11 protein-coding genes are annotated in these 12,920 nt (G+C 68.0%); 6 read left to right on the plus strand and 5 right to left on the minus strand.

Annotated elements, in window-relative coordinates; translation table 11 throughout:
• The first annotated feature begins 24 nt into the window (after positions 1–24).
• From NRB20_RS08945 to NRB20_RS08965, 5 genes are all read left to right on the plus strand, one after another.
• On the plus strand, positions 25–972 hold the full coding sequence (locus tag NRB20_RS08945) for an acyl-CoA dehydrogenase family protein (protein ID WP_153409384.1): 948 nt from the start codon (positions 25–27) through the stop codon (positions 970–972).
• A 15-nt stretch (positions 973–987) separates the two neighbouring features.
• Positions 988–1,770, plus strand: a complete 783-nt coding sequence (locus tag NRB20_RS08950; RefSeq protein WP_153409833.1) for an enoyl-CoA hydratase/isomerase family protein — start codon at positions 988–990, stop codon at positions 1,768–1,770.
• Between the two features lie 10 nt (positions 1,771–1,780).
• A complete protein-coding gene (locus tag NRB20_RS08955; protein ID WP_153409386.1) occupies positions 1,781–2,956 on the plus strand; it encodes an acyl-CoA dehydrogenase family protein in 1,176 nt (391 codons plus the stop codon).
• Entirely contained in the window at positions 2,953–4,065 is a 1,113-nt protein-coding gene (locus NRB20_RS08960) for an acyl-CoA dehydrogenase family protein (protein WP_153409388.1), read from the plus strand. Before NRB20_RS08955 ends, NRB20_RS08960 begins: the two co-directional genes overlap by 4 nt.
• A 147-nt stretch (positions 4,066–4,212) precedes the next feature.
• Positions 4,213–4,932: an alpha/beta fold hydrolase gene (locus NRB20_RS08965; RefSeq protein WP_153409390.1), complete on the plus strand. Its 720-nt coding sequence runs from the start codon at positions 4,213–4,215 to the stop codon at positions 4,930–4,932.
• Here the strand turns inward: NRB20_RS08965 and NRB20_RS08970 are convergent.
• The 5 genes from NRB20_RS08970 to NRB20_RS08990 form a co-directional block, all read right to left on the minus strand.
• The gene (locus NRB20_RS08970) at positions 4,909–6,627 is read right to left on the minus strand and encodes a class I adenylate-forming enzyme family protein (protein WP_319944647.1); all 1,719 of its coding nucleotides are present in this window, start codon (positions 6,625–6,627) and stop codon (positions 4,909–4,911) included. The two genes, NRB20_RS08965 and NRB20_RS08970, sit on opposite strands and share 24 nt — an antisense overlap.
• Before the next feature lie 19 nt (positions 6,628–6,646).
• Positions 6,647–7,873: an FAS1-like dehydratase domain-containing protein gene (locus tag NRB20_RS08975; RefSeq protein ID WP_319944648.1), complete on the minus strand. Its 1,227-nt coding sequence runs from the start codon at positions 7,871–7,873 to the stop codon at positions 6,647–6,649.
• Between the two features lie 84 nt (positions 7,874–7,957).
• The gene (gene acuI, locus NRB20_RS08980) at positions 7,958–8,941 is read right to left on the minus strand and encodes an acrylyl-CoA reductase (NADPH) (protein ID WP_153409392.1); all 984 of its coding nucleotides are present in this window, start codon (positions 8,939–8,941) and stop codon (positions 7,958–7,960) included.
• 34 nt (positions 8,942–8,975) lie between these two features.
• The gene (locus NRB20_RS08985; RefSeq protein WP_227833336.1) at positions 8,976–9,890 is read right to left on the minus strand and encodes an SDR family NAD(P)-dependent oxidoreductase; all 915 of its coding nucleotides are present in this window, start codon (positions 9,888–9,890) and stop codon (positions 8,976–8,978) included.
• 92 nt (positions 9,891–9,982) lie between these two features.
• Complete coding sequence (locus tag NRB20_RS08990) at positions 9,983–11,533, minus strand: class I adenylate-forming enzyme family protein (RefSeq protein WP_319944649.1); 1,551 nt, start codon at positions 11,531–11,533, stop codon at positions 9,983–9,985.
• Between the two features lie 210 nt (positions 11,534–11,743).
• On the opposite strand from NRB20_RS08990, the gene NRB20_RS08995 reads away from it, so the two are divergent.
• Entirely contained in the window at positions 11,744–12,883 is a 1,140-nt protein-coding gene (locus NRB20_RS08995) for a CaiB/BaiF CoA transferase family protein (protein ID WP_153409394.1), read from the plus strand.
• Positions 12,884–12,920: the final 37 nt, after the last annotated feature.

Here is a 12,920-nt window from a genome sequence, read left to right on the forward strand (position 1 = left end):
CGGACGTTCGGTGGAGGTTGTCGTATGAATATCGAATTGTCTGATGAGGCACGGGAATTCGGTGTGGCGGCCGGGCGGGCGTTGAGTGCGGCGGGTGGGGACGAGTTGGTGCAGCGGGCCGAGGTCGAGGTGGGGGTTCGGCGGGAGGTGGTGGCCGAGGTGCTCGGGGGGTTGGGGGCTTGGGAATTGGAGCCGCGGGGGGATGGGGTGGAGTTGGAGGCTGCGGCGGCGTTGTGTCGTAGTGCGGGGTATCTGGCTGTGCCTTATCCGGTGGCCGAGCGGTTGGCGCGGCCGCAGGGGGGTGGGGTCGACGGGCTGGTGGTGGTTTCCGAGGTGGGGGCCGCCGCGGCGGTGGCGGGGCTGGATTTGCGGTGGGTGGGGGTTACGGTCGATGGGGTGCGGCGGAATGTCGCTGTGCGGGAGGGGGATTCGTCGCCTCGGCAGTCGATGTTCGTGGCCGGGTTGGAGTTGGGGGAGACGGTCGACGGTGGCGGGGTGATCGATGCGGCGCTGGGGTTGGTGTTGCCGTGTTGGACGTTGTTGGGGATGTTGGATCGGGCGGTGGATCTGGCTCGCGAGCATGTGCTGGTGCGGGAGCAGTTCGGGCAGCCACTGGCGCAGTTCCAGGGGGTGCAGTTCCAGCTCACCGATGCCGAGGTGGAGCGGCGCGGGGTGGAGATGCTGGCTCGATATGCGTTGTGGAGCATAGGATCCGGCGATCCGGCGGCGTTGTCGGATGCGCTGGCGTTGCGGTTGGCCGCGCTGGAGGCGGCCGATACGGTCTTCCGGGTGGCGCATCAGTTGCTCGGGGCGCTGGGGTTCTGTGACGAGTCGACGTTGTCGTGGATCTCGCGGTACAGCCAGCCGATTCGCCGTCTGCCGTTCGGGCGCACGGCCACCGAGGAACTGCTCGGCAGTGGGCTCGGCCGGCACGGGTTGACCGGGTTGTTCTCGGATCCGATGGGGGTTTGAATCGTGGCCGAGGGATTGCGTTACGACCTGCCCGACGAGGTCCGGGTCCGATGCGATGGTCCGGTTCGCACCGTCGTGCTGAACCGGCCGGACGAGTTCAATGCCGTGGACGTGAATCTGCATCGCGGGCTGGCCACGGTGTGGCGCCAGCTGGCGGCCGACACCGAGGCGCGGGTGGTGATTCTGACCGGGGCCGGGCGGGCGTTCAGCGCGGGTGGCGATCTGGACTGGATCACCTCGTTTCTCGGCGATCCGGTCGCGCGGGACGAGAGTATTCGCGAGGGTGCGCAGATCATCGAGGAGATGTTGCGTTTCCCGCTGCCGGTGATCGCCGCGGTGAACGGTCCGGCCGTGGGGCTCGGTGCGAGTGTTGCCGTGCTGTGCGATGTGGTGCTGATGTCCGAGCGTGGTCATCTGGCCGATCCGCACGTCGCGGTGGGGCTGGTCGCGGGTGATGGCGGCGCGGCGTTCTGGCCGCTGCTGACACCCATTCTGCGTTCGCGCGAATACCTTTACACCGGTGACCGTATCGATGCCGCCACCGCCGTCCAACTCGGCTTGGCCACCCGCGTCGTCCCACCGGACGATCTGCTCGAGGAGGCCCAGCGCCTCGCCCTGCGTCTGGCGGCTCAACCCACCGAGGCCCTGCGCAGCACCAAACGCGTTGTGAACATGTATCTTTCGCAGGCCCTCGCCGGGCCGATGCAGGCCGGATTCGCCGCCGAGGTGGTCAGCATGCAGTCGACCGAGCATCGCGAACGGCTCGAAGCGTTGCGGGACAGGACCAAGAGCCGATGAGGTGCGGCGGATGAACAGTCCGGGAGATCTGCGGGAATTTCGTGTCGCCGTGCGGGATTGGTGCCGGGCCGAGATTCCGGTCGGCTGGCGCGCGGCGCAGACCGGTGCCTCGGACGCGGAATTCGTTGCGTTTCAACAGGAGTGGTTTCAGCGGTTGCGGGGAGCCGGGTTCGCGGTGCCGCACTGGCCCGCGGAGTGGGGTGGGGGGATGTCGGTGGGGGAGCAGATGGTGCTGTATCAGGAGTTGGCCGCGCACGACGCGCCCCGGCTGGTGTTGGCGTTCGTATCGATACATCACGCCGCGGCAACGCTTTTGGCCGCCGGGACCGAGGAACAGCGGCGCCGGCACCTGCCCGCGATCCTGGACGGTGAGATCTGGGTGCAGGGCTTCTCCGAACCCGCGGCCGGATCGGATCTGGCCGCATTGGCGACCACGGCTCGGCGTGCGGGTGACGAGTACGTCGTGACCGGGCAGAAGGTGTGGGCCAGTGGGGCACAGTTCGCCGACTGGTGTCTGCTGCTGGCCCGCACCGACCCGAATGCACCCAAGCGGCACGGGATTTCGTACTTCCTGCTGGATATGCGGACGCCGGGGATCGATGTGCGGCCGATCCGGCAGGCCACGGGGGAGTCGCACTTCTGCGAGATATTCCTCGACCGGGTGCGCATTCCGGCGAGCGGATTGATCGGCGCGGAGAACGCTGGCTGGCAGGTGGCGCAGCAGACGCTCGGGGCCGAACGCGGGCTGACCATGCTGGAACTGGCCGAGCGACTGGGCAATGCCGGATTCCGCTGGCTGGTGCAGGCGTGTCCGGCCGGGGATCCGCTGCTGCTGGATCGGCTCGCCGGATTCGAGACCGAGATCGCCGGGCTGCGGCTGCTGTGCCGAGATCTGGTGGAGCGGCACGAATCCGGGAGTGCCGGGCCCGCGGACGCGTCGATCGTCAAGCTCTACTACAGCGAACTGCTCCAGCGGATGACCGACTTCGGGACCGAACTCGGCGGTATGCACGCGCATACCGTGCTGCACAAGCCGCGTTCGGGCGGTTGGGAGTCGGGGGCGTGGGCGCTGGACTTCCTGGGGTCGTGGGAGTGGACGATTCCCGGTGGTACCAGCGAGATTCAGCGGACGATCATCGGGGAACGCGGCCTCGGGTTGCCCCGCGAGCCGAGCGGGGCGCGATGAGTGGGAATGCCGTGGAGTTCGCCGATATCCACGACGAATTGCGTGCGGTGGCAAGGGATGTGCTCGCCTCGCCCGACACCGTCGAGTTGACCGGCGGCAGGCTTGCCGACCTGGGTTGGCTGGGGCTGGAGATCCCGGACGAATCGGGCGGCGCCGGAGCGAGTTTCGCGGAGACCGCGATCGTGCTCGAGGAATTCGGGCGGGCGGCGGCCGGGGGATACCTCGGTGCGGCGCTCGGTGCCGGGACGTGTGCGCTGGTCGCCGATGTGGCCGGTCGCGATGAGCTGCTTCGCGAATTGGCTGCGGGCGAGGCTATTACGGCCGTCGCGCTGGTCGCGGCGGCTGATGACTGCTCGGGTTCGTCGCCTTTTCGGCTTCGCGAAGGTTCGGGTGGGCTGTTGCTTTCCGGCCGTGCGGAATTCGTGCCCGATGTGACGTCCGCGGATCGGGTGTTGCTGCTGGCCGATGATCCCGATGGCGTGCCGGTCATCGTTGCGGCGGAAGTCGACGCGCTGGCCTGTACCGCACAGCCGGTGCTCGACGAAACCCGGACGTTCGGGCTCGTTACCGCTGATGATGTTGCGGTGCAGGATGATTCGGTCTGGCGATTCGCTGGGAATCCGGATGCGGCGGTGCGGCGGCTACGCGACCGCGCCGCGCTCTCGATTGGCTGCGACAGTCTCGGTCTAGCCGCCGCGATGCTGGACGCCACCACAGAGTACGTCGCCGTTCGTGAACAGTTCGGTCGCCCGGTCGGCTCCTTCCAGGCCGTCAAACACGCCTGCGCGGATATGCTCGTGCGGCTCACCATCGCACGCCATCTGGTCGCCGACGCGGTCCGGCAGAGCGTGGAAGATACTCCCGACGCATGGGTGGCCGTATCGATGGCGAAGTCCTACGCCTGCGCCGCCGCAGTCGAAATCGCCGGTAAGGCAATGCAATTGCACGGCGGATTCGGTTACACGTGGGAGAGTGGCATCCACCGTTACCACAAGCGCGCCATGCTGAACCGCGCCCTGTTCGGCTCTCCTGCGGCGCATCGCCGCAGGTTGGCCGAGCGGTACAGCATCACGACGCCGGAGGAACTCCCGGCTCCGAATCCTCGCTGATCGAGACACTGATCCGGTCGACACCGGATCATCTCCTGGCCGTGTGGCCGGAGCTGACGATTGCGGGCGAGTCCTGTGATTTCCCGGCAGCCGCACGCGGCGGTATTTAAACTCTCCTGAGAAGAGAATCACATTTTCGGGAGTGAAATGGCTACATTTGTCCTGGTGCACGGCGGCGGACACGGCGGTTGGTGCTATCGGTACGTTCGGGCACTGTTGCAGCGGGCCGGGCACGAGGTGTTCGCGCCGACGTTGTCGGGGCTGGCCGAGCGCGCTCATCTGCGCACGGCGAATATCGGGTTGGAGACCCATATTCAGGATGTGGCGGGGCTGCTGCACTACGAGGATCTGCGCGAGGTGATCCTGGTGGGGCACAGTTACGGCGGCATGGTGATCACCGGCGCGGCCGATCGTGCGGTCGAGCGGATCGGCCGGATCGTCTACCTGGACGCGGCCAATCCGCTGAACGGCCAGTCGCTGGTCGATGTCGCCGGGCCGATCATCGAATCCACGCGGCCCATGGGCGAAACCGTCGACGGCACCGAACTGGTGCTGCTGCCCGCGCCCGAGGCCCCGCTGTTCTACGGCGTCACCGACCCGGCCGATGCGGCCTGGATGAGCGAACGCCTCACCGCACACCCGTGGAAATGCTTCGAAGACCACCTCGACCTGCGCAACGAGGACGAACTGTGGGCGCTCCCGCAGTACCACATCGTCTGCACCTCGACCCTGGCCACCCGCGACCCCGAACTGGTCGCCAAAGCCCGTGCCCTGGGCCGACTCTGGGACATCGACACCGGCCACGACCTGATGATCACCGAACCACAGGCCGTCGCCGACGCACTACTGGAGATCGCCGCGTACTGACTGCGACAGCCGCCGAGCCGCAAGCTCCCGCAAATCACTGGACTTGATCTTGGCGCTGCCAGTCAACGCGATGTCGGATTCGTCGAAGAACAGGATGTGCCGGGGGATCTTGTAGCTCGCCAGACGTTCGCGCAGGTGGGTTCGGAGGGCGTCGGGGTCGGGGGGTGTGCCTTCGTGCGGGACGAGGCAGGCCACCACCATCTCGCCGAGGGTGTCGTGTGGAACACCCACGGTGCGAGCGACTTTCACGCCCGGATAGCCGATCAACGCCTCGTCCACCTCGAGCGGTGAGACGTTCGCGCCGCCGGTTTTGATGATGTCGGTCAGGCGGCCCTTCCAGTAGAGCCTGCCGGTGGCGTCGAGGTACCCGCCGTCACCGGTGTGGAAGTAGCCGTCCGCGTCGAGGGTTTCCGACAGCGGCATGCCGAGGTAGCCGAGCATGAGAGTCGGTCCCTTGACACAGATTTCGCCGGATTCGCCGCGTGCGGTGACCGCGTCGGTGATCGGATCGACCACCTTCACCGTGACCCCGGGCAGTGCGACGCCGCTGCTGCCCGCGTGCACCTCGTCCGGAGTGTCGGCCGGGTAACACGTTGTGATGGTGAAGGTTTCGGTATTCCCGTAGGCGCGTCCGGGTTCGTACCAGACCGTGGATACGGTCGGGTGATGCGCGATCGGGGTGTGGTAGTCCACGAACCGCATGGCGCTCAGATCCACCGTGCCCCAGTTGGGCGCGGCCTCGAGCTGAGCCCACTGGTGCGGCCAGGCGCCCGGGAAGTTCACCCGCTCGGCCTGCATCAGTTCCAGCGCCTGCGGTGCGTCGAAGATCGGTTGCAGCACAAGGGATCCGCCCGCCGCCAGGGTCGAGCCGAGCGCCTGCGCGAAGTTGCCGGACCAGAAGAATCCGTTGGCCACCCAGGCGCGAACATCGTCCTGCGGCCCGAATCCGAACAGCCGGCGGAACCGCCACATCTGAATGGTCACACCGCGATGCGCGCTGAGCACCCCCTTGGGCGCGCTGGTGGAGCCCGAGGAGAAGAACAGCACACCGGTGTCGCTGGGCCGGGTCGCCGCGGCCGTCGCCTCGATCAGCTCGCGGGCCTCGGTGCGTCCGCGCGCGAGGAAGGTGTCCCAGGTGTCGATCGCGGCGGTGGGCAGCGCCGGCCCGACCATGGCCAACCGGCGCAGGAACGGGTAGCGCACCGACCGCAACGGACCCAGTCCCGCCTGACCGAGCGCGGGCTCGAGCTCGGCCAGGATCTCCGCGAAATCCTTACTGAGCACCCGTCTTTCGAATAGCAGCACCGACACCCCGGACAGCCGCAGCAGCTGGTCCAGCTCCGCGGCCGTCGAGAAGGTGCTCAGCGGCACCGCGACGCCTCCGGCCAGGCTCGCGCCGAATACCGCCGCGAGCCATTCGGGCCGGTTCGTCATCAGCACGCCGACCCGGCCGTCGCGACCGATACCGCAGGCCCGCAGCGCGCGGGCCACGGCCATCGCGCGCTCCCACAGTTCGGTGTAGGACCAGCGCACGACGACACCGTCGTCGCCGTGCGCGGTCAGGGCCTCCCGGTCGCCGTAGAGTTCGGTGACCTCGCGCAGGAAGCCCGGCAGGGTCAGCGCGCCCAGTCCGGGCTCACTGTCCAGCGGAGGTCCCGAGACGATCGAGATGTCCTGTGCGGCAGTGGTATCCACCGCTGACCCCTTCCAGCCGCTAGAGCGGCAGTTCGACCTCGGCGGTGCTCTTGACCAGTACCCCGCCGTCCTGATTGGTCAGTTGCAACTTGATCTGGACCAGCGGCACGCCCCACGCCGACTGCGGTTCCTTCCCGACGACCTCGGCGTCGAAATAGGTGACGTCACCCTCGAAGGCGGGCAGCCGGAAATCGGATTTGACGTGCCGCACCAGGCCGTCGTTACCGGCCCAGTAGGCCAGATAGTCGGTGCACCAGCCGCCCATGGTCGCGCCGTAGCCGTACGCGCGGGCCATGCCGACCTTCCCGGCCTTGTCCTGATCGATGTGTCCGCGCGAGGGCCCGACGTACAGCCCGTCCCGCAGCCGCGGATCGATCCGCGCGCCCTCCTCGTCGAACCCGAAACCCTCTGTCCAGCCGGGATCCTGGTACACCCACGGATCGTCGACCCCCTCGGGCGTGACCCAGTGGAACGTGCCCCAGATGTTGAACAGGAACGCGCGGTACTCGGTGGTGAAACTGGCGATGCTGTGCGGGCCGATCACCCGGCGCGGCAGCGTGTCCCCGACCTTCACCTCGTCGAAATGCGGTGAGACACCGAGCCGATTGGACATCAGCCACTCGGTGCGCTGACGCCCGATCTCGTCGAGTTCGGCCTCGGTCCAGCGCTTGAGTTCGCCGAGCTGGTTCTCGTACATACCCCGCTTGTTCGCCTCGGCGGCGAGATAGCGGATGGAGGTGGACCTTTCGCGGGCGACCAGGGTGCCGTGCTGATTGCGGTGCGTGGTGTCGCCGCGCTGGAACATGGTGGGCCCGGCGAAATTCGTCGGCGCGACCTTGTAGTCGTGGAATCGCCGCTCCTGGAACAGTTTGTCGCCCGGCCGCACCGGGCAGCCGTAGAACCACCACTCCTCGCCACCGAAGATCAGGTGGCTGCCGGGGATGCGGCCCACACACGCCGGGGCCGCGCCATGGCCGTAATCCAGTGCGACAGCGATGGATTGGGGTGCGACGATGCCGCCGTAGCGGGACTCGCGGGCGAACTCCTGATCCCAGTGCAGCGGGTTCGGGTAGTCCATCGCCATCACCCAGCGGCGAATGTCCGAGGCGCTGCACGGATCCCAGAGCTGGCCGCCGCCGACGGGTTGTCCCACACGGGGTTCCACATCGGACAGGTCCAATTCCGGTGTGTCGTCGACGGATACGGCCGGTTCCTTCTTGGCGGACTTCTTCGGCGAAGTGCTCACTTCCGCCTCCCTTTCTGCCCGGGTGCTCGGGCCGGTGGATCGAGTGGCCCGGACAGGCCGGGCTCGAGGGGTGTGCGGAACGGCTCAGCGGTTGACGTCCACGACGATGCGTCCGCGTATCGTGCCGTCGATCAGCTTGTTCGCCGCGCCGATCGCGTCGGCCAGCGTGACCTCCTCGGTCAGCGACTCGAGTGCGGCGGGGTCCAGATCGCGAGACAGCCGCTCCCAGGCGGTGATTCGGCGTTCGCGCGGCGCCATCACGCTGTCGATACCCAGCAGGCTGACCCCGCGCAGGATGTGCGGGGCGACGGTCGACGGGAAGTCCATGCCCTGGGCCAGGCCGCACGCGGCGACCGCGCCGCCGTAGCGGGTCTGGGCGCAGGCGTTGGCCAGGATGTGGCTGCCCGCGGTGTCGACCACACCGGCCCAGCGTTCCTTCTGCAACGGTTTGCCGCGTTCGGCGAGTTCGGCGCGGTCCACGATCGTGCTCGCGCCGAGTTTGCGCAGGTAGTCGGCTTCGGCGCTTTTGCCGGTGGCGGCGGCGACGGTGAATCCCGCCGCGGACAGCAGTGCGATGGCGATACTGCCGACGCCGCCGGTCGCGCCGGTGACCAGGACCTCGCCCTGCTCGGGCCGCAGGCCGAAGGAGTGCAGCGCCTCCACGCACAGGCTTGCGGTGTATCCGGCGGTGCCGATCGCCATCGCCTGTCGCGAGCTGAATGCCGAGGGCAGCGGAATCAACCAGTCGCCGTTGAGGCGGGCGCGCTGAGCCAGTCCGCCCCAATGCTTTTCGCCCACGCCCCAGCCGTTGAGCACCACCCGGTCACCGGCGGCGAATTCGGCGTGACTGCTCTCGGTGACCACACCGGCCAGGTCGATGCCGGGCACCAGCGGGAAGATGCGCGCGATGGGTGAGGAGCCGGTGATCGCCAGGGCGTCCTTGTAATTCAGCGTCGAGTACTCGACCTCGACGGTGACGTCGCCGTCGGGGAGCCGGTCCTCGTCCAGGCTCGTCGCGGAAACCGTCTGTCCGGCATCGGATTTGTCGATGACAAGTGCGGAAAACATGAGGGGAGAAGTCCTTTCGGGTTGTCGGCAGGTCTCAGCGGGCGGTCCAGCCGCCGTCCACGACGATCGTCTGGCCGGTGACATAGGCCGCCGCGTCACCGGCCAGCCATACGATGGCCCCGGCGATGTCACCGGCGACCGCCTGCCGGGGCAGGGGGGTGTTGCGCCGCAGATATTCCGCGCCGCGTTCGCTGTCGTAGAGGGAATCGGTGATCTCACTGCGGAAGAAGCCCGGGGCCACGGTGTTGACCCGGATCGAATGTCGCGCCCACTGCACCGCCAGTTCGGCGGTGAGTCCGGACAGGCCCGCCTTGCTCGCCGCGTAGGACGCCTGCGGGATGCCCGGGACGCCGACGCGGCCGCTGATCGAGGAGACGTTCACGATCGAACCGCGTCCGGCCGCGCGCATGTACGGAAATACCTGCTGCGCCAACAACAGTGGGGCGATCAGGTTGAGTTCCATGGTGCGGCGGACATCGGTGAGGGGTTCGTCCTCGGCGCGTTCGGTGCCGAATCTGTTGCCCGCGGCGTTGATCAGGATCTCCGGCGGTCCGAGCGCGTCGGCCACGGCGGGTACGAGCTGCCCGATCCCCTCCAGGTCGGACAGGTCGCAGGTGATCGCCGTGCCGTCGATCTGCTTGGCCAGATCCGTGAGACGGTCGTGGCGGCGGGCCACGACCGCGACGCGTGCGCCGAGGTCGGAGAGGGCTCGGGCCACTTCCGCGCCCAGGCCGGAGGATGCGCCGGTGACGATTGCGACGCGGTCGTGCAAGTCGAACATGCGGGCCGCGGTGTCGCTCGTGGGGGCTGCGCTGGTGGTCGTGCGAGCTGCGGTGTCGCCTGTGGGGTGTGGGGTGGTGCTCGCGCGGAGTGCGGCGTCACTTGTGGGGATTGCGGTGGCGCTCGCGCGGGCTGCGGTGGCGCTCGCGTGAGTTGCGGCGTCGCTCATGGAGGCTGCGGGGGCACTCGCAGGTCGCGGACCTGGGGTGTTGTCGGCCACGTGCTGTCCTCTGGTGGTCGGCTGGTGGGTGTTCGGGGCGCTCATCGGCGTGGCTCGGGGTTTCTCGTCGCCGGTGTCGTCCGGTGGCGTGCGAGCAGTTCGGGTAGTTTCGTGCGTTCGACCTTGCCCATCGCATTGAGGGGGAGTTCCGGTACGGCACACCAGATCTCGGGGACCTTGTAGCCCGCGAGCTCGCGGCGGCACAGGGCGTCCAGGGCATCGAAATCCGGTGTGCCATCGGTGGTTTGGATGAGGGCCGCGACGCGTTGGCCGAGGCGTTCGTCGGGAACCGGGCACAGGGCGACCGCCGCGACGCTCGGATCGGCGGCCAGGACCCGTTCGACCTCGAGCGGGTAGATGTTCGCTCCGCCGCGGATGATGACGAGTTTCTTGCGGTCGAGTACGGTCAGCCAGCCGTCGGCGTCGACGGTGCCGATATCGCCCGTGGGGATCGGGCCCGGTTCGGGCGGGGTGATGCGGCCGTTCTCCCAGTGTCCCAGCAGCGGCCGCCACTGTCCGGCGTAGGGGCCGGATTCGGTGGGCGCCAAGCAGAGTTCACCGAGCTCGCCAGCCGGAAGGCGTTGTCCCGCATCGTCATAGGCCGCCACATCGAACTGCGGCAGCAGTTGCCCGCTCGCTCGCGCGTGCCGGAATTCGCCGACGGGATCGATCGAGACCACCGCCGGCGCCTCGGTGAGTCCGTAGGTGGCCCTGGGGGTTACGCCGTGCGCGGCGGCGAAATCAGCGAACAAACTCTCGCCCGCGTCGCCGCCGCCGCTCCAGACCTCTTGCAGGGAACCGAGATTCAGCTGCGGGCGGCGGGCCAGATCGAATACCTGCGCGGGTGCGCCGTTCCAGACCGTGACGCGGCGGGTGCTGATCCACTCCGCGACACCGTCCACGTCGCGCCGGTCCATGATGACCGCGCAGCCGCCCGCCTGGGCCGTGAGCAGGGTGGACAGGACCATCAGATTCAGGATCGTGAGCGGGAAGCTGTCGCCCTTGCGCAGCTCCGGGCCCCAGCCTCGGGATTCGACGAGTGCCGCGCCCGGCAGCAGCAGATTGTGGTGGCTGTGCACCACGGCCTTCGGGCGTCCGGAGGTGCCGCTGGTGAAGGCGATGGCGGCGGGGCTGTGCGGGTCGAGCGGGATGTTCGGGGCCGGGTCGGCGCGGTCCAGCAGTTCGGTCCAGCGTGAGATGTCCACGCGGCCGGGAACATTGATGCGACAGCGGGCACCGGCCAGCAGGATCGCGGGTTCGCAGGTCTCGTGCAGTCCGGCCTGTTCGCTCTCGGACAGTGCCTCGCCGATACCCACCCAGATCGCGCCGATCCGCGCGACGCCGTGGAAGGCTGCGACGATGTCCAGGTCATTGGGCAGACAGGCCGCGACGCGGTCGCCCGGACGGACGCCCAGCGACCACAGGGCCCCGGCGGCGCGATCGGCCCGCTCGTTCAACTCGGCGTACGACCAGATGCCCGAGGCTGCCTCGATCGCGGGGGAGTCGGGCGATGTTCGCAGGGCGGTGTCGAGCACCCGGGCGATCGTGCCCGGACTGTTGCGCTGGGACGCCGCGCCGGTGCTACTTTCCACGCTCCCTTTGATATCAGTATCTTTACTATCCTTGCAAGGATTAATCAGATACTCTGGCAAACGCGCCACCGGGACCCGGTCCGAGACCGTCCCGGCCCTGTTGCGCACCGAATCACGCCCCGGCTGCCTTCGTCATCGCGCGCTCGCGACACCCTCGATCCGGCGTTCCGTGGCGGGTCCGGCGACATCCGAACGTGGAGGCTGAGGCAGATGACACACACCGGTCCGCTGTCGGGAGTGCGGGTCATCGATCTGACGGCGATGGTCATGGGGCCGTACTGCACGCAGATCATGGCGGATATGGGGGCCGACGTGATCAAGATCGAACCGCCCGCCGGGGACAACACCCGCTACATTTCCGCCGGGCCGGAACCCGGGATGGGCGGGGTGTTCGTGAACGTCAATCGCGGAAAGCGCAGTGTGGTACTGGATTTGCGGTCCGACGCGGGTGCGCGGGCGTTGCGGGAGCTGATCCGCGAGGGTGATGTGTTCATCCACTCCATGCGCGGCAAGGCGATCGCCGAACTCGGCTTCGACTACGCCGCGGTCTCCGCGATCAATCCCTCGATCGTCTACACCAACTGCTACGGCTACGGACGTCGCGGCACGGATGCGAATCTGACCGCCTACGACGACACCATCCAGGCCGAGTGCGGACTGCCCTCGGTGCAGGAACAGCTCACTGGCACAGCGGGTTACGTCGCCACCATCATGGCGGACAAGGTCGCCGGGCTGACCGCGCTGTACGCGACGATGATGGCGCTGTTCCACCGCGAACGCACCGGCGAGGGACAGGAGGTGGAGGTGGCCATGTTCGAGACCATGGCGGCGTTCCTGCTCGTCGAACACGCCAATGGCGCGATGTTCTCCCCGCCGCTGGGCCCGGCGGTGTATCACCGCGCGGTGGACCGCAATCGGCGTCCGTACCGCACCAAGGACGGATACATCTCCGCCCTGGTCTACAACGACAAACAGTGGGCTGCGTTCGTCGAAGCGGTCCAACCCTCTTGGGCCGGACCGGAATTCGCCACCCTCGCGCAACGCGCCGCCCGCATCGACACCGTCTACGCACTCCTGGGCGAAACCTTCGCCGAACGAACCACCCACGACTGGCTCGAACTCCTCCGCTCCCGCGACATCCCCTGCGCCCCCGTCCGCACCCTCGACGAACTCTTCGACAACCCCCACCTCAACTCGGCCGACTTCTTCGAAACCATCGAAGCCCCTTACGGTCCGGTGCGTTATCCCGGTGTGCCAACCTGGTTTTCGCGCACCCCGGGCCACGTCGCCGGTCCGGCTCCCCGGCTGGGCGAGCACACCGCCGAAGTCGTGGACGGGGAACGCGCATGAAGGTGATGAGGGTCGCCGCGAATCGCGCTGTCGCCCC

Source organism: Nocardia macrotermitis (genome assembly GCF_009604405.1).
Taxonomy (GTDB): Bacteria; Actinomycetota; Actinomycetes; order Mycobacteriales; family Mycobacteriaceae; genus Nocardia; species Nocardia macrotermitis.

Coding starts and splice junctions, on each gene's coding strand:
- NRB20_RS08965 (WP_153409390.1), top strand. CDS start 4,213: ATGGCTACATTTGTCCTGGTGCACGGCGGCGGACACGGCGGTTGGTGC.
- NRB20_RS08945 (WP_153409384.1), top strand. CDS start 25: ATGAATATCGAATTGTCTGATGAGGCACGGGAATTCGGTGTGGCGGCC.
- NRB20_RS08960 (WP_153409388.1), top strand. CDS start 2,953: ATGAGTGGGAATGCCGTGGAGTTCGCCGATATCCACGACGAATTGCGT.
- NRB20_RS08995 (WP_153409394.1), top strand. CDS start 11,744: ATGACACACACCGGTCCGCTGTCGGGAGTGCGGGTCATCGATCTGACG.
- NRB20_RS08955 (WP_153409386.1), top strand. CDS start 1,781: ATGAACAGTCCGGGAGATCTGCGGGAATTTCGTGTCGCCGTGCGGGAT.
- NRB20_RS08985 (WP_227833336.1), bottom strand. CDS start 9,890: ATGAGCGACGCCGCAACTCACGCGAGCGCCACCGCAGCCCGCGCGAGC.
- acuI (WP_153409392.1), bottom strand. CDS start 8,941: ATGTTTTCCGCACTTGTCATCGACAAATCCGATGCCGGACAGACGGTT.